The sequence below is a fragment of the Aeromicrobium changchenzhani genome (genome assembly GCF_057586615.1).
In genome coordinates, this window is the sequence record NZ_CM172480.1 from 3,307,439 (window position 1) to 3,322,955 (window position 15,517).

Annotated in this window: 14 protein-coding genes, 1 pseudogene and 2 riboswitches; of the genes and pseudogenes, 10 read left to right on the forward strand and 5 right to left on the reverse strand. The window is 62.5% G+C overall.

Annotated features, from left to right (window positions below):
* Window positions 1-4: 4 nt before the first annotated feature.
* The gene (locus tag AC2YB9_RS16690) at window positions 5-1,291 is read right to left on the reverse strand and encodes a sensor histidine kinase (RefSeq protein ID WP_487266487.1); all 1,287 of its coding nucleotides are present in this window, start codon (window positions 1,289-1,291) and stop codon (window positions 5-7) included.
* Complete coding sequence (locus AC2YB9_RS16695) at window positions 1,288-1,950, reverse strand: response regulator transcription factor (RefSeq protein ID WP_487266488.1); 663 nt, start codon at window positions 1,948-1,950, stop codon at window positions 1,288-1,290. The genes AC2YB9_RS16690 and AC2YB9_RS16695 overlap by 4 nt, the downstream gene beginning before the upstream one ends.
* Before the next feature lie 101 nt (window positions 1,951-2,051).
* Here AC2YB9_RS16695 and AC2YB9_RS16700 point away from each other — a divergent pair, with 101 nt between their 5' ends.
* The 3 genes from AC2YB9_RS16700 to AC2YB9_RS16710 are packed head-to-tail and all read left to right on the forward strand — an operon-like array spanning window position 2,052 to window position 4,788.
* Complete coding sequence (locus tag AC2YB9_RS16700) at window positions 2,052-3,590, forward strand: hypothetical protein (protein WP_487266489.1); 1,539 nt, start codon at window positions 2,052-2,054, stop codon at window positions 3,588-3,590.
* A gap of 5 nt (window positions 3,591-3,595) precedes the next feature.
* The gene (locus tag AC2YB9_RS16705; protein ID WP_487266490.1) at window positions 3,596-4,342 is read left to right on the forward strand and encodes a polyprenol monophosphomannose synthase; all 747 of its coding nucleotides are present in this window, start codon (window positions 3,596-3,598) and stop codon (window positions 4,340-4,342) included.
* A complete protein-coding gene (locus AC2YB9_RS16710) occupies window positions 4,339-4,788 on the forward strand; it encodes a GtrA family protein (RefSeq protein WP_487266491.1) in 450 nt (149 codons plus the stop codon). The genes AC2YB9_RS16705 and AC2YB9_RS16710 overlap by 4 nt, the downstream gene beginning before the upstream one ends.
* Here the strand turns inward: AC2YB9_RS16710 and AC2YB9_RS16715 are convergent.
* Entirely contained in the window at window positions 4,755-5,741 is a 987-nt protein-coding gene (locus AC2YB9_RS16715) for an aldo/keto reductase (RefSeq protein ID WP_487266492.1), read from the reverse strand. The genes AC2YB9_RS16710 and AC2YB9_RS16715 overlap by 34 nt on opposite strands.
* A 161-nt stretch (window positions 5,742-5,902) precedes the next feature.
* Here AC2YB9_RS16715 and AC2YB9_RS16720 point away from each other — a divergent pair, with 161 nt between their 5' ends.
* Window positions 5,903-6,319, forward strand: coding sequence for a DUF4234 domain-containing protein (locus AC2YB9_RS16720; protein WP_487266493.1), 417 nt, complete (start codon window positions 5,903-5,905; stop codon window positions 6,317-6,319).
* A gap of 91 nt (window positions 6,320-6,410) precedes the next feature.
* Here the strand turns inward: AC2YB9_RS16720 and cobM are convergent, their stop codons facing one another.
* Both cobM and cbiE read right to left on the reverse strand, forming a co-directional pair.
* The gene (cobM, locus tag AC2YB9_RS16725) at window positions 6,411-7,166 is read right to left on the reverse strand and encodes a precorrin-4 C(11)-methyltransferase (protein ID WP_487266494.1); all 756 of its coding nucleotides are present in this window, start codon (window positions 7,164-7,166) and stop codon (window positions 6,411-6,413) included.
* Entirely contained in the window at window positions 7,166-8,377 is a 1,212-nt protein-coding gene (cbiE, locus tag AC2YB9_RS16730; protein ID WP_487266495.1) for a precorrin-6y C5,15-methyltransferase (decarboxylating) subunit CbiE, read from the reverse strand. The genes cobM and cbiE overlap by 1 nt, the downstream gene beginning before the upstream one ends.
* 94 nt (window positions 8,378-8,471) lie before the next feature.
* A riboswitch (cobalamin riboswitch) is annotated at window positions 8,472-8,619 on the forward strand.
* Between the two features lie 20 nt (window positions 8,620-8,639).
* On the opposite strand from cbiE, the gene AC2YB9_RS16735 reads away from it, so the two are divergent.
* From AC2YB9_RS16735 to AC2YB9_RS16760, 6 genes and pseudogenes are all read left to right on the forward strand, one after another.
* Window positions 8,640-10,778, forward strand: coding sequence for a magnesium chelatase subunit D family protein (locus AC2YB9_RS16735; RefSeq protein ID WP_487266496.1), 2,139 nt, complete (start codon window positions 8,640-8,642; stop codon window positions 10,776-10,778).
* Window positions 10,778-11,392, forward strand: coding sequence for a cob(I)yrinic acid a,c-diamide adenosyltransferase (cobO, locus tag AC2YB9_RS16740; protein WP_487266497.1), 615 nt, complete (start codon window positions 10,778-10,780; stop codon window positions 11,390-11,392). The genes AC2YB9_RS16735 and cobO overlap by 1 nt, the downstream gene beginning before the upstream one ends.
* Window positions 11,393-11,442: 50 nt before the next feature.
* A complete protein-coding gene (gene cobBC / locus AC2YB9_RS16745) occupies window positions 11,443-13,926 on the forward strand; it encodes a bifunctional hydrogenobyrinic acid a,c-diamide synthase/histidinol phosphate aminotransferase CobBC (RefSeq protein WP_487266498.1) in 2,484 nt (827 codons plus the stop codon).
* A 5-nt stretch (window positions 13,927-13,931) separates the two neighbouring features.
* A pseudogene (locus AC2YB9_RS16750) lies at window positions 13,932-14,129 on the forward strand (NAD(P)-dependent oxidoreductase); the annotation flags it as partial.
* A 6-nt stretch (window positions 14,130-14,135) separates the two neighbouring features.
* On the forward strand, window positions 14,136-14,924 hold the full coding sequence (gene cobA / locus AC2YB9_RS16755) for a uroporphyrinogen-III C-methyltransferase (RefSeq protein ID WP_487268638.1): 789 nt from the start codon (window positions 14,136-14,138) through the stop codon (window positions 14,922-14,924).
* The gene (locus AC2YB9_RS16760) at window positions 14,921-15,391 is read left to right on the forward strand and encodes a histidine phosphatase family protein (protein WP_487266499.1); all 471 of its coding nucleotides are present in this window, start codon (window positions 14,921-14,923) and stop codon (window positions 15,389-15,391) included. Before cobA ends, AC2YB9_RS16760 begins: the two co-directional genes overlap by 4 nt.
* Window positions 15,378-15,507, forward strand: a riboswitch (cobalamin riboswitch). It overlaps the preceding gene by 14 nt.
* Window positions 15,508-15,517 lie beyond the last annotated feature (10 nt).

Here is a 15,517-nt window from a genome sequence, read left to right on the forward strand (position 1 = left end):
CGTCCTAGTACGACGGGAATTCGACGGTGAAGGTCGTTGGCTTGGCCGCTGAGGTCAACCGCACATCGCCACCGAGGGTTCGCGCCACGCGTTGCGAGAGCGCCAAGCCAAGGCCCGCGCCGAAGACCTCCGCAGCCGGATCCATACCCGGTCCGTCATCACTGATCCGCACCTGGACGACCCGGCCAGCCAGCGATGTCGACACGGTCAGTCTTGCGGTCGCGAAGCGCAACGCGTTGTCGATCAATGGGGCGAGCGTACGTTCAACCATCTCTACCGTCGCCCCCACTTCAATCGAGTCATCGACCTGCGCAGCATCAATACTGATCCCGGCCGGAACCTGAAGTCCCCCGATAACATTCGACACCGCCATGGCCACAAAACACCGCTGACCGCTTATCGAGCGACCGCGTGCCAACGCCACCAACGTTGAGATTGTCGAGGTCATTCGGTCCGACAGCGCGACAACTCGCTCGAGCCGATCGCGCGCAGCCGGATCAAGAGTTCCCATCAACCCCAGTTCGGCTTCGCCGCGGATAGCGGTGAGTGGGGTACGAAGTTCGTGCGCTAGCTCCGAGGTCAGGAGTTGCTCGCCACGGATCGTGATCGCGACTCGGTCGAGTAGGAGGTTGAGGGTCCTGCCTAGATCGGCGATCTCATCATCAGCCAGACCAGGCTCGAAACGGGAATCGAGGTCATACTCGCTCCATTCCTCGGCATTTTCAGCCATCAACTTAACCGGTCCGAGAGTTCTGCCGACGATCCATGCGGACAGTGCCGATGTTCCCCCGATGACTATCAGACCAAGCACGCCCAAGCCGATGAAGATTCCGGTGTGCTGATTTTCGTAAGGCTCCGATGACGCCGCGGCCACCACTACGGCAAATGTCTTGCCGGTGCGCTCGTTCCGGACCGGTCCGGCTGTATAACGGAAGTGACCGCGATGCGCCTCGGTCCGTTTGGTCACATCCGAAAGCGACTGGACGACATCAGAAATATCCGATCCTGCCGATGGCCCGGCCAGCTGTTTACCGTCCGAGTCAAACACCCAAACTCGGTCTTCAATCACATCCGATGGTGTTTCAAGCAAGGAGATGTGGCCGGACCTATCCTGCGAAATCGTTGCGACTCCGGTGTCGAAACGATAATCAGCGGAGGCCTTCACCCTGCCGTTGGTGAGGCTGATGACCACGAGCACCATCGTGCTGACCACCGCGATCATCGCAATCGAGGACACAATCGCGGTCGACCACACAATGCGAGCGCGCAGGCTCCGGGGGCGGATGTTCATTCGAGGATGAACCCGACACCGCGGACCGTCGTCAATGTCATTGGCGATCCGACCGCAGCGAGTTTGACCCGAATGCGGCGAATATAAGAGTCAATCGTGTTCTCGCTGACGATTGCACCATCGGGCCAACCCGCCGCGACGACCGCATGCCGGCGCACAATGACGCCACGATCAGCCGCGAGTGCGGCCAATAACCGGAACTCCGTCGGCGTCAGTTTCTCCTCCATGTCATCCACCCGTATGGAGAACCGTTCGGGATCTAACTGCAACCCAGCGTTCTGCACGGTGCGGGGGCTTGAGCGTCGCAGCAGCGACTCAAGCCGCACCAAAATCTCGGCAATCGCAAACGGTTTGATGACGTAGTCGTCGCCGCCGGCATGAAATCCCGAAACCCGATCGTGCACCCCGTCGAGCGCGGTGAGAAACAGCACCGGCGCGTGCTGGCCACCCGCGCGCAATGCCTGACACACGTCGCGGCCATCGGCGTCTGGGAGGCCGATATCCATGATCAGGAGCTCAACGCCACTGACCGGGGCAAAGTTGGCAACCGCTTCATGGCCGTTGCGGGCGATGACAATGTCGTAGCCCTTCATCTTCAGCGCATCGGTCAAGACATGACGAACCGCTTCATCGTCCTCGCAGATGCCAACTTTAGTCACGGTTTCATCGTGCCTGATTCGGACAACATGCGCGCTCTAATCAGGTCACATCAGGACTTCCATTCAGGTTGTGGTCAGGTTCAACGGATCACGCTGTCGATATGGCCCTCGTCCTTGATCGACCACGCTCCGTTGCCAGCTCGCGCAACGTGGCGCGCTGGACCGTGCCAATCGCCATTATTTTGTCCGTTGCGGCACGCATGCCGTTCCTCAATCATTCGGCTGTCGCCGACGAGGCGGGATTCCTTACGGTGGGCGGCCAGTGGCACCGCGACGGCACAGCGCTCTACGGCAATTACTGGGTAGACCGGCCACCACTTCTAATCCAGATCTCCCAGTTCGCCTCCTCATTCGGCGGTCTGATCACGCTGCGGTTGATTGGTTGTGTGGCGATTGCCGTCATCATTGCCGGCTGTGCCAAGTCCGCGAGCCTCATCGCCGGACCCCACGCCGCCCGTTGGACAGCCGTGACTGCAGCCGCACTGTGCACGACACCGCTATTCGGCACCGTCGAGGTAGACGGCGAGATGATCGCTGCCCCGTTTGTGGTCATCGGCATAACCGCCACGATCGCCGCGATCAGGAGCGATCACAAACGACACGCCCAGTTGCTCGCCACAAGTGCGGGTGTCGCCGCTCTGTGTGCCCTCCTGATCAAACAAAATTTTGCCGATGTCTTCGTGTTTCTGCTGGTCGCCATCATCGTCGCCTGGCACCGCAACGAGGTCACGGCACGTCGTGGACTGCAGCTGATCGGCGACTTTTTGATCGGCGTTTTCATTACCGCCTTTGTGATCGGTATCGACACGTGGTTGCACGGCACACCATTTCGCGGTGTCTTCGACGCAATGTATCCATTTCGGCTTCAGGCCGGCCGTGTCCTGGCCGCAGCCGGCAGCCCGCCATCCTCTGGTCGACTTGTCGCCCTGCTGACAGCATCGGTCACAAGCGGGCTCGTCGCGCTGGTCGTTTTGACAGCATGGGGTGTCAAAACCCGCCGGGTTTATGGTGCTGCAGCTTGGGGCCTCGTCGCCGTCATCGCATTCGATGCCGCTTCGATTGCGTTCGGCGGTAGCTACTGGACGCACTATTTGATCCAACTAATCGCACCCGTCGCGATCATCACCGGCGTACTGATCGCTAGGCATCAATGGCTTGTCCGACCACTCGTAGTGCTCGTCGTCCTCTCGACGGTGATGAGTTGGCATACAGCATTACCGACGGCTGGCCAGCCGAGCAGAGCTATCACTGTCGGTAGGGCGATCGCGTCCTCGGCCAACAGGAGCGACACTCTCGTTACGGTCTATGGCCATGCCAATGTCAACTTCGCGGCGAATCTTGCCTCGCCGTATCCGTATTTGTGGAGCCTGCCGGTCAAGACCCTCGATCCACAGTTGCATGACCTCGGCCGAGTTCTCTCGGGCCCGAATGCCCCCACGTGGTTTGTGACCTGGAAACACGTCCATTCCTGGGGCGTCGATAGCACGGGTTTAGTGGCCACCGTCCGGAGCGACTACCACCGGTTTGGCCATATCTGCGGCCGAACCATTTATCTCCACAACGGCATCACCCGGCCACCGCTACCGACAACGACTTATTGCTCTGAGCACCCGCTCGTACCTCCCACCACGAAGGGCTAACTGCCATGGCCACACTCATCGTCATCCCGACCTACAACGAGGCGCTCAACATCAGCCGGCTGCTGACCGACGTTCGCGCGACCGTACCGGAGGCCCAGATTTTGATCGTCGACGACAGCAGCCCAGATGGGACCGCCGCGCTCGTGACCGGCCATCCCGACTTCGGCCGCCACATCAACCTGCTCAGCCGCAGCACGAAAGACGGGCTCGGCGCGGCCTATCGCGCTGGCTTCGCCTGGGCCGAAATCCGGGGCTTCGATCGTGTCGTCCAAATGGATGCCGACTTCTCCCATCCGATCGACCGAATTCCGGCGCTGCTCGACGCGCTCGACACCGCCGATGTCGCTATCGGTTCGCGCTATGTCGCTGGCGGTGGCGTTCAGAACTGGCCGTGGCATCGCCGGTTGATTTCGGCCGGCGGCAACCTGTATGTCCGGCTGATGCTGCGGCTTCCCGTCAAAGATGCGACGGCTGGCTTCAAAGCGTTCCGGCTCGAAGCGCTCGTGCGGCTTGGAGCGATCGACGCCGCGTCCAATGGCTACTGCTTCCAGATCGAGAACACATGGCGCGCCTGCCGACTTGGATTGCAGGTCACCGAGGTGCCGATCACGTTCACCGATCGTACCGACGGCAGCTCGAAGATGACCGGCTCAATCGTCCGCGAGGCGCTTGTCCGGGTGTTGTTCTGGCGCTGGGATGAGATCCTCGGTCGAGCGCTGCGGCAGTCGAGGCCGGCGGTGGCCGGGCGATGAAACTCTCCCCCGAGGTCTTCTCCTTCCTCACGGTCGGCGGCGCCGGCTATGTCGTCGACGTCGCGGCATTCAACGAACTTCGAAACTTGCCGGTGCTCGCCACGCTGGACCCGTCGGTCTCAAAGATCCTCGCTGTCATCCTGGCCATGGTGGTGACCTATATCGGCAACCGTCTCTTCACCTGGCGCGGCGACAGTGCAAATCGTGCTCGTGAGGTGGCACTGTTCGTGTTGTTCAACGCGATCGGGCTTGGCTTCTCCGTCGTCACCTTGACCGTGTCGCACGATCTCATGGGTTTGACCAGCCGGTTCGCCGACAATATCTCGGCGAATGTCATCGGGCTGGCATTGGGCACAGCGTTCCGCTTCTGGACCTACAAGAAGTGGGTCTTTGCTCAGCCTCAGGTCACCGATCAGATGTTGACCGTACGCATACCCGCCTCGTGATAGCGCGCACCCGAAGCAACGCCGACCGGTGCCACCGCGTCCAGCGCAGACAAGTCGTCTGCGGTCAATTCCAGCTCGGCCGCGGCGATGTTCTGCTCGAGATAAGTACGCCGTTTGGTGCCCGGGATCGCGACGACGCCGGGTTGGTTGAGCACCCAGGCCAGCGCCAACTGGGCCGGGCTGATGCCCTTCGCATCGGCGAGCTCACGAACCTTGTCAACCACCTTGAGGTTGGCGGCGATGTTGTCATCGCTGAAGCGTGGCGAGTTCCGCCGGCTGTCCGCATCTTCCAGATCGTTGGCACTCGCGATCTGTCCTGACAGCAGGCCGCGGCCGATCGGTGAATATGCAACGAACGCGATGCCTAGTTCCCGCACAGTGTCCAACACGCCATTGGTTTCCGGCGACCGCTCGAACAACGAATATTCAGTCTGCACTGCCGTCAGCGGATGAACCGCATGCGCTCGACGGATCGTTTCGGGCGCAGCCTCGGAGACGCCAAGGAAGCACACTTTGCCTTCCTGTACGAACTCGGCCATCGCACCAACCGTCTCCTCGATCGGCCGGGTCGGGTCAACGCGGTGCAGATAATAGAGCTCGATGTGGTCAGTGCCGAGGTGTCGCAGCGAACGTTCAAGAGCCTTGCGCGCATACTCAGGGCTGCCGTTAACAGCCCCGCGTTCACCATCATCAGTGATCTCGCCGCCGAACTTCGTCGCGATCGAAAACTCGTCCCGCCGACCACCCAGCGTCTGACCGATGAGCTGTTCGTTGAGGAACGGCCCGTAGATCTCTGCGGTATCGATGAGATTGACGCCAAGATCGAGCGCGCGATTGAGCGTCGCGGCCGATTCCGCATCATCACGCCCGCCATAGAACGCGCTCATCCCCATCGCGCCGAGCCCTTCGATCGAGGCGTTGAGTCCCTGGCTTCCCCATGCAATTGTCTTCATACCGTCCAGCATGATCCGTGCACCAATATCTGCATACCCCGCCATGGATTGCTCGGTTTGTTTCGAAAGCGGCACGGGCGACGTCAGAAGCGACTAGTCTTCGGAGCCGAGGTCGGTGCATGCAGCACCGACCAACTAACACGAAGGTAAACCACCTCACCATGACAACAGACAACATCTATACGGAGCAGCCGACCCCGGCTGGTTTCGCTGGCACGGGCGAAGTGGGCAAAGTTCGAAGCACCGGCATCTGCATCCTGCTGCTCATCGTCACCCTCGGCATCTATTCACTCGTCTGGTTTTTCAAGACCCACAGCGAAATGAAGCGCCACACCGGAGCCGGCATCGGCGGCGCCGTGGCCTTGCTGCTGGCGCTCTTCGTTGGAATCGTTATGCCGTATCTGACGTCGAGTGAAGTCGGCGGCCTTTATACCAAGAAGGGTCAGCCCGCACCGGTTAGCGGCACGACTGGACTCTGGTATTTCCCAGGGATGTTCATTCTTGTCGGCCCGATCGTGTGGTTCGTCAAGACGAACGGCGCGCTGAACAACTACTGGCAATCACAGGGTGCCAACTGAATCTGACAGTTGTGTGAAGGCGGCCGGCAGAGTTTCTGTCGGCCGCTTTCGTACTCACGTGAGTGACTCGTCGGCGTACGTGAGTGACTCGTCAGCGGAGTTTGGTGGTTCGGTCGCGGTTCGTGTCATAAAGGTACGACTCCGTAACGACGGCGGGGTCCAGCGCCGGGCCGACCAGAATCACCGCCGCCTGTCGAACTCCGGCCGCCTCGACTCGATCGGCAATGTCGACAAGGGTGCCGCGGAACACCTGTTCGGTCGGTTGGCTCGCATTCGCGACGACTGCAACCGGACAATCCGGCCCGTATTCGCCGACCAATTCCTCGGCAAGTACTCGTATGCGCGTGATGGCCAGATGCAGCACGAGGCTCGCCCCCGTGCGCGCAAAGTTAGCCAATGCTTCACGGTCGGGCATCGCAGTCGACCGCGCCTGCGTGCGGGTGAGCACGACCGACTGGGTGAGCAACGGAACGGTAAGTTCCTTGCCGAGCAGCGCTGCCGCCGCCGCATAGGCCGGAACCCCCGGCGTCACGTCCCACGGCACACCGTGTCGGTCGAGGCGACGGGATTGTTCAGCGAGCGCGGAGTAGATCGATGGATCGCCCGAACATAGTCGCACCACATCGAGGCCCTGTTCGTGAGCATCTACGATATGTCCGATGATCTGATCGAGGTCAAGGTCTTGGGTGTCGATCAGCAATACGTCGGCACGACAATGTGAAAGGACCGCATCGTCGAGATAGGTGCCCGCATAGACGCAGACGTCGGTCCGCTGGAGTAGCGCGACCGCGCGCAGCGTGAGCAGATCAGCCGCACCTGGACCAGCGCCGATGAAATGGACGGTCATCAAGATTCCTTCGTCAACGACAGTTGGGTCACGGTGCGTGCTGGGGTCCAGCCCGTGAAGCCGCCAATCGGCGCGGCACGCTCGACGCCGATCCGAATGAGTTCGCCACCGGATCTGCCATACCAGTCGGCGAGAATCGCTTCGGTCTCAAGCGTGACGCCATGGGCGACTAGGCGGCCGCCGTCACACAGAGCCGCCCAACAGGCTTCGAGCACGCCGGGAATCGATGCGCCGCCACCGACGAAGACAGCGTGTGGGGGCTCGAGACCTTGGAGTGTTTCGGGCGCACGTCCCTCGACGATCCGCAATGCCGGAACCCCAAGCTTCGCTGCGTTGGTCGCGATCCGTTCAGCTCGGTCGTGGCGCGCTTCAATCGCAATCGCACGGCAGGTCGGATGGGCCCGCATCCACTCGATTCCGATGCTTCCTGCGCCGGCCCCGACATCCCACAACAACTGCCCCGGCAGCGGTACGAGCCGGGCAAGCGCGGACGCGCGCAAATCGCGTTTAGTGACCTGGCCAGCGCTGTCATAGGCATCATCAGGGAGCCCCACGGCCCAACCAAGTCCGCCCGCACCACACCCCTCCGCGCCGATGCATTCGATCGCAATAATATTGAGGTCCGCAGCTGGCCCGTCCCAGGTGGCCGCAGTCTGCTCATCGCGCCGTTCACCGGTCGTTCCGAGATCGGCCAACACGGTCAATGTGCTGGCTCCGTACCCGGCATCGACGAGCAATTCGGCGACTCGGCCGGGGGTCGATCCGTCACCGGAGAGCAACAGCAACCGGTGTTTTGGGGCGAGCCCGCGCAGGATCGTATGCGGATCGCGACCGACGAGGCTGATGACCTCAGCTGATTCGGCCGACCACTTCATCCGAGCTCGGGCCAGTGCCACCGAGGAGACGGCGGGAATGATTTCGACCTGGTCCGGGCCAAGCAGATCAATCAAGGTCGTGCCAATTCCCGAGACAAGTGGATCTCCCGACGCCACTACGACGATCGAGCCGACCTGGGCGGCCATAAAGGCTTCCAGTTGTGGCTTAAGCGGGCTCGGCCACGGCACCCTCGGCCGACCCGATAGCGGCAGCATCGCGAGATGCCGTGCCCCGCCGATGACAGTGTCGGCTGTCTCGATCAACGCTTTGGTGGGGGCGTCGAGGCCGTCCCAGCCATCAGCACCAATGCCGATGATGGTGATCGCGGGGCTCATGACGGTTGAGGTTATCTGGCCCTTCGGTTCTGGGCTGGAGCGGCCCGATCGGACATGCTCTTCACCTCAGGTGCGACCAAGGGATAGTGTGACCAGCGATAGACGAGTCCGAGGTGCCTCGCAAGAGGAGAATCTGGGAAGCCGGTGAGAGTCCGGCACAGGCCCGCTGCGGTAACTCCGGCAGTGCTCGAAAGAGCATCAACCGGGGAAGTCCGAAGACCGGCCTTGGGCTCATCCACGGCACTAGGAGCGGGAGCCTCACATGCCAACGCACTACCCTTTTAGCGCAATCGTCGGATCCGATGACATGGCGCTCGCCCTCGCATTAACCACGATCTCGCCAGCTGTTGGCGGGGTACTCGTTCGCGGCGAGAAGGGCACCGCCAAGTCGACCATGGTGCGCGCGCTCGCTGACATTCTGCCGCCGATCGACGTTATTGCCGGCGACCGATTCTCCAGCGACCCGCGGGAGACAAATCCGCTTTCTCCCGACGGCCCATTTGCCGCTGACGTCGCGGTCGAGACACGGTCCGTGCGCCTGGTCGAATTGCCAGTCGGCGCCACCGAAGACCGGGTCGTCGGCTCGCTGCATCTAGAAAAAGCGCTGTCCGCTGGCGTCACCGAATACGAACCGGGGCTCCTCGCCCGAGCGAACCGCGGCATTCTGTATGTCGATGAGGTCAACCTGCTGCACGATCACCTCGTCGACCTGCTGCTCGATGCCGCTGCTATGGGCCGGTCAACGGTTGAGCGCGACGGCATTTCGGTCGAGCACGCGGCACGCTTCATCCTCGTTGGCACCATGAATCCCGAGGAAGGCGAACTCCGCCCGCAACTGCTCGATCGTTTCGGCCTGACCGTCGAGGTCGCTGCGTCCCGTGATCCGCAGGTTCGCGTCGAGGTCGTGCGGCGCCGCATCGCATACGAGAGTGATCCGGCCGGATTCGTCGCGCAGTATGCGGAGGCCGAGGCTGAACTGACATTGCGCATCCGCACCGCCCAAACTTTGATCGACAAGGTTGAACTGTCCGATGCGGCGTTGTTCAAGATCGCTGAAGTCTGCGCCGCATTTGATGTCGACGGGATGCGCGCCGACATCGTGACCGCTCGGACCGCAGTCGCGCATGCCGCCTGGAACGATCGTTTGTCGGTGGCCCGCGAGGATATTCGCGCCGCTGCTCGACTGTCGATCCCACATCGTTGCCGCCGCAATCCCTTCGATGCGCCCGGCATCGACGAGGACCTGCTCGACGCGATCCTCGGTGACACGGAGCTCCCGCCGGATGGGCCACCCGAACCCGACGATCTTCCGCCGAGCGACTCACCACCCGACGACAGTCCCGAACCCGCTGACCTTCCGCCGAGCGACTCACCCTCCGAGGGTACGAACGAACCCGCTGAGTCTGGGGGTCCCCCCACAAGCCCTGCGAGTAGGGGGAACGTTTCGGCTCAACGCGATGGTGAGCAGGGTAGCGACACGGAGACAAGCGGGCCTGGCGAATCCCCCACGTCGGTCGTCGAGTCCCAGCAGCCATACCGACCGAAGTTGTTCAGTGTCAGCGGTATGGGTGCCGGTGAGTCCGGACGCCGTTCACGCGCAATCACTTCATCTGGGCGCCGCACGGGCGCGGAGAAAGCCAGTGGCCAGAACGGATCCATCCATCTGACCGAGACCATCCGGGCCGCCGCGCCGCACCAGATCGCCCGCGGCCGCACAACCGCTGGCCTGACGTTCCGCACCGAGGACCTGCGAATCGCGATCAAAGAAGGTCGCGAGTCTAATCTGATCTTGTTCTGCGTTGACGCTTCTGGCTCGATGGCGGCACGCAAACGCATGGAACAGGTCAAGACCGCAATCATCTCGCTGCTGTTGGATGCCTACCAGCGCCGCGACAAGGTCGGTCTCATCACCTTCCGTCAAGATCGTGCTGACCTCGCGCTGCCGCCAACCTCATCGATCGACATCGCGGCGGCCCGAATGCAAGAGCTCCCGGCCGGCGGTCGCACGCCACTTGCCGAAGGGTTGTTGTTGGCCGCCCATTCGCTCAAGCTCGAGCGCATTCGCGACCCACGGCGGCGGCCGTTATTGGTCGTGATCACCGACGGCCGGGCGACATACGGCAAGGATGCGCTGGAACGCTCCCAGCAGGCCGCCCGCCATCTCAGCCAAACGGGAATCGCAAGCCTCGTGATCGACTGCGAAACCGGGCCATTCACGATGGGCCTTGCCCGGAAACTCGCAACCGACCTGCTGGCCGAATACGTACCACTGGGCGAAGTGACCGCTTCGGCCCTGACCACGGCTATCCATCACGAACTCCGTGAGACCGACGTTTCGGCCCCAAAAACCGCCGAAACAGGACCAAAACGCCGGACCCAGCGCGAAGGTGAGGTCGCCTGATGCCTGAAGGGAAACCGCTTTCGATCCCCGACGACGGGCTCACCACTCGCCAGCGCCGCAACCGGCCGCTCGTGATGATTCACACCGGCGACGGCAAAGGTAAGTCCACCGCCGCTTTCGGAATGGCCCTACGCGGCTGGAATCAGGGCTGGAATATCGGCGTCTTCCAGTTCGTGAAGTCGGCCAAATGGCGTATCGGCGAGGAGTCAGTCTTCACCCGTCTGAACGAATTACACACCGAGACCGGCGAGGGTGGACCGGTCGAGTGGCACAAAATGGGTTCGGGCTGGTCGTGGTCGCGCAAGGGCGGATCCGAGGCCGACCATGCCGCCGACGCAAAAGAGGGCTGGCTTGAGATCAAGCGTCGTATCAATGCCGAGGAACATGATCTCTATCTGCTCGATGAGTTCACCTACCCAATCAATTGGGGCTGGATCGATATTGACGATGTCGTCGAGACGTTGGCCAACCGGCCAGGCCGCCAACACATCATCGCAACTGGCCGGCGCGCCGATGCCAAGTTGATCGAGGTCGCTGATCTGGTCACTGAGATGGGCAAAACCAAGCATCCGATGGACGCCGGCCAGAAGGGCCAGCGGGGCATCGAGTGGTGACTTCGTCAGCTCGTCGCCCGGCGAACGATCGCGATGATGTCCTGCAACCCATGAATGCCGGGCGGCTCGATATGGTCGGGCAGACTTCGCTGCCTCGTCTTGTCATTGCGGCTCCTGCATCGGGACACGGTAAGACGACGGTCGCTACCGGCTTAATGGCTGCGCTCGCGGCTGCCGGCCATACCGTTTCGGGGCACAAGGTCGGCCCGGACTACATCGATCCGGGCTATCACGCGCTGGCCACCGGCAAACCAGGTCGCAATCTCGACCCACATCTGGTCGGTGAACGCCGCCTCGTGCCGCTGCTGCTCCACGGCGCTGCAGGTGCAGATATTGCCATCATCGAGGGCGTCATGGGCCTGTACGACGGCCAGATCGGCGGCGATGGTTTCGCCTCGACCGCACATGTCGCGACGGTCACCAAATCGCCAGTCGTACTCGTCGTCGACATCTCGCACGCTTCCCGTTCGATCGCGGCGATCGTCCACGGAATGGTGGCCTTCGATCCGTCGGTCCGGATCGTCGGAGTGATCCTCAACAAGGCTGGCTCCGTACGTCATTCGGACGAGGTAACCCGCGCGCTCGAGTCGACGGGAATCCCCGTTCTCGGTGTGTTGCAGCGCGATGAGGGAATCGTCGCCCCGTCACGGCATCTCGGACTCGTACCGGCGGCTGAACGTGACGACGCCGCGCACGCGCTTGACCGGTTGTCGACGCAGATCGCGGCCAAGGTCGACCTCGAGCAGATCATGGCGCTTGCCGCCTCGGCGCCGCCGCTCGATGCGCGACCGTGGAATCCAAGCGCCGAAGTCGCGCCACCGACAGGCCGGCGCCCGATCGTTGCGGTCGCCGGCGGACGAGCATTCACCTTCCGCTACGCCGAGACCGAGGAGCTCCTGCGTGCGGCGGGCTGTGAAGTCGCGGTCTTTGATCCGCTGACCGACTCCACGCTGCCACCCGGAACCGCCGGCATCTATCTTGGTGGCGGCTTCCCCGAGGTACATGCAAGCTCATTAGCAGCCAACCACGCGTTACGTGATTCAATCCAGACAGCCATCGCTGCTGGTGTCCCAACCGTCGCCGAATGCGCAGGATTGCTCTACCTTTGCCGCAGCGTTGACGCCGCGCCCATGATCGGTGCAATCGATGCCGAAGGGGCCATGACTCCCCGGCTGACGCTGACCTATCGACAGGCTATCGCGCCGCAGGAAACCTTGCTGTTGCCAGCCGGTGGGCGTATGGCTGGCCACGAATTCCACCGGACCACGGTGACGCCAGCGGCTTCGACAGACGCAGCTTGGCTCATCGATGGAACCCCCAGCGGGTTCAGCACACCGACGTTGCACGCGTCCTATCTGCATACGCATTGGGCCGGCTATCCACAGGTCGCACAACGCTTCGCCAACGCCGTCCACGCCTATGTTCCCGGCCCCCACGCTGAGCGCAGTATTCGGCAACTCGCACGCAGTGAACCTGTGGTCAAACAAGCCGCACGGCAAACGGCTGGGAATCTCAAACATCATGGCGACGCCGAAACGGCCGATGGGCTGGTCGATTTTGCCGTCAATGTATTCGACGGCTCGTTGCCGGGCTGGTTCGACACGGCGCTGCGCGACAGCCTGACGCGCATCCATCAATATCCTGAAGCCGGTACGGCCGAGGCGGCAATCGCCCGGCGGCACAGCCGATCATTCGATGAGGTCCTGGCGACCGCCGGGGCCGCGGAGGCCTTCACCCTGATCGCCCGTATCCGCAGCTGGCAACGCCCCGTCGTGGTCCATCCCCAGTTCACGGAGCCCGACGTCGCGCTCGCCGCCGCGGGCCACACGGTCGAACACATCGTGCTGACCGAAGCTTCAGGATTCGTCCTCGACCCGGATGCTATTCCCGCCGATGCCGATCTCGTCATCATTGGCAATCCCACCAATCCGACGAGCGTTTTGCATCCAGCCGACCGACTCCGAGCGCTGGTTCGCCCCGGCCGAATTTTGGTGGTCGACGAGGCGTTCATGGATTCAGTGCCCGCCGAGCAACATTCGCTAGCCGCCAACCGCGTGCCCGGCCTCATTGTGGTTCGAAGCCTCACCAAGTTGTGGGCAATCCCCGGCATTCGCGCTGGCTATATTCTCGCCGAACGTTCCGTCATCCAAGAGCTGCGCGATCGGCAGACACCTTGGTCGGTGTCGACCTCCGCTGCGGCGGCGCTGATCGCGGGTATGAGTGACGTGGCCGTCCCCGAGGCCGCCGCGCGAGTTGCCTCGATTGGGATGCGCAGAAAGCTCCTCGTCGACGGATTGACCGAACTTGGGTTGGCGCCAGTTGGCCCGGCCGCAGCACCATTCGTTCTGGTCAAAGTCGACACGTCGATCCACCAACAACTCCGCGCTGCTGGTTTCGCCGTACGCCGGGCCGACACATTTCCAGGTCTCGACGACAGCTGGATCCGGATCGCCGTACGCCGGGCCGAACGTACCCGCCAGTTGCTTGCAGCGCTCACCCCCATGTTGCTTAAGATTCCAGAGAAAGTCCGGTGAAGAGGGTGAATCGACAGTCATTGGCGGGTCGCCAGGTTACGGTATTCGGTGGTGAGGGGTCTGCAATCGGGCACATCGCAGACCTCCTTGAGCAGCGGGCAATCGTCCTGGTCGTCGCACCGACCGTTTCGGCGACGGTGACTGATCTGGTGGACCGTCGCCTAGTCACCTGGGACCAACGCGAACCTACGCTCGCCGACCTGGCCGCGATCCAATTCGGCGTTGGAGCGGCCCGGGCGCAGCTCGCTCCGACACCGGCAAGCAATGCCGGTCAGGTCATCCTCGTTGGCGGCGGTCCCGGCGACCCCGGACTGCTCACCGTCGCCGGGCGGGAGGCGCTCGAACGCGCTGACGTCATCGTCACCGATCGACTGGCGCCGCTGGCCGCCCTCAAATGGGCCCGACCGGACGCCGAGATCATCGATGTTGCCAAAATCCCCGGTGGTCGGTCAGCGCGCCAGGAGGACATCAACCAGCTCCTGATCGACCATGCCCGCTCTGGCCGCACGGTGGTCCGGTTCAAGGGCGGCGACAATTTCGTCTTCGGTCGCGGCGGTGAAGAACTCATCGCTTGCCTTGCCGCTGGCATCGACAGCCAGGTGATCCCGGGCGTGAGCTCGTCAATCGCCGCGCCCGCGGCCGCCAATATCCCGGTCACCCACCGCAGCCTCACCCAAGCCTTCACTGTCATTTCAGGCCATGTGCCACCCGGACATCCCGATTCAACCCTCGATTACGCCGCGCTTGCCAACTCCGGCGCAACCCTCGTCCTGCTGATGGCGGTACGGAATCTGCCGGCAATCACTACCGCGCTGATCGATGCCGGTATGGACCCCGAGATACCGGCCGCAATAATCGCCGACGGTGCACTGCCGAGCCAGCGGGTCGTACGGGCGTCACTGACAAAGATTGCTGCCGCCGGATCGGCCGCCGAGATCAAGCCTCCCGCAGTGACCGTAATCGGTTCAGTCGCGTCGATCGACGGCTTGATGCCATGATCCTTTGGGTCCGTCATGGCCAGTCGACCTGGAATGTCTTCGACCGCATGCAGGGGCAGGCTGTTCATCCGCCGCTAACCGAACTCGGGCAGCAACAAGCTGTCGCAGTCGCCGAACTTCTGGCCGATCGTGGCGTCACGCGCATCGTGTCGTCGCCGGCGGCACGAGCGACGCAGACCGCCGACGCAATCGCCGCGCGACTCAGCCTCGGCTATGACATCACCCCATTGTTAGCCGAGAAGGATCTCACCGAATCGATCCCCGACGTGCTCACCCGCATCCATACTTTCTTGGCTGGCGACACTTCCGGGAGGATCGTTGTGGTCAGCCATGGCGACACAATTGGACTCGCAATAGGGCTGCTCGCAGGACTTCGCCCCGAGTTGCCAGCCAATTGCTCGATCACCTCAATCAACCCCGAAAGTGGCGCCGTCGAAGTCGTGACTGCTACGCCATTGACCGACTAAATCAGCGCGCGATAGAGTGCGATTGCTTACTCTGAGGAAGCCGGTGAGAATCCGGCACAGTCGCGCTACTGTGAAGCCGCAAGGCCAAGTCAGACACTCAGGTTGAGTTTTCACTCAATGGGACGC

Coding starts and splice junctions, on each gene's coding strand:
- AC2YB9_RS16690 (WP_487266487.1), bottom strand. CDS start 1,291: ATGAACATCCGCCCCCGGAGCCTGCGCGCTCGCATTGTGTGGTCGACC.
- AC2YB9_RS16700 (WP_487266489.1), top strand. CDS start 2,052: ATGGCCCTCGTCCTTGATCGACCACGCTCCGTTGCCAGCTCGCGCAAC.
- AC2YB9_RS16705 (WP_487266490.1), top strand. CDS start 3,596: ATGGCCACACTCATCGTCATCCCGACCTACAACGAGGCGCTCAACATC.
- AC2YB9_RS16710 (WP_487266491.1), top strand. CDS start 4,339: ATGAAACTCTCCCCCGAGGTCTTCTCCTTCCTCACGGTCGGCGGCGCC.
- AC2YB9_RS16715 (WP_487266492.1), bottom strand. CDS start 5,741: ATGAAGACAATTGCATGGGGAAGCCAGGGACTCAACGCCTCGATCGAA.
- AC2YB9_RS16720 (WP_487266493.1), top strand. CDS start 5,903: ATGACAACAGACAACATCTATACGGAGCAGCCGACCCCGGCTGGTTTC.
- cobM (WP_487266494.1), bottom strand. CDS start 7,166: ATGACCGTCCATTTCATCGGCGCTGGTCCAGGTGCGGCTGATCTGCTC.
- cbiE (WP_487266495.1), bottom strand. CDS start 8,377: ATGAGCCCCGCGATCACCATCATCGGCATTGGTGCTGATGGCTGGGAC.
- AC2YB9_RS16735 (WP_487266496.1), top strand. CDS start 8,640: ATGCCAACGCACTACCCTTTTAGCGCAATCGTCGGATCCGATGACATG.
- cobO (WP_487266497.1), top strand. CDS start 10,778: ATGCCTGAAGGGAAACCGCTTTCGATCCCCGACGACGGGCTCACCACT.
- cobBC (WP_487266498.1), top strand. CDS start 11,443: ATGAATGCCGGGCGGCTCGATATGGTCGGGCAGACTTCGCTGCCTCGT.
- AC2YB9_RS16760 (WP_487266499.1), top strand. CDS start 14,921: ATGATCCTTTGGGTCCGTCATGGCCAGTCGACCTGGAATGTCTTCGAC.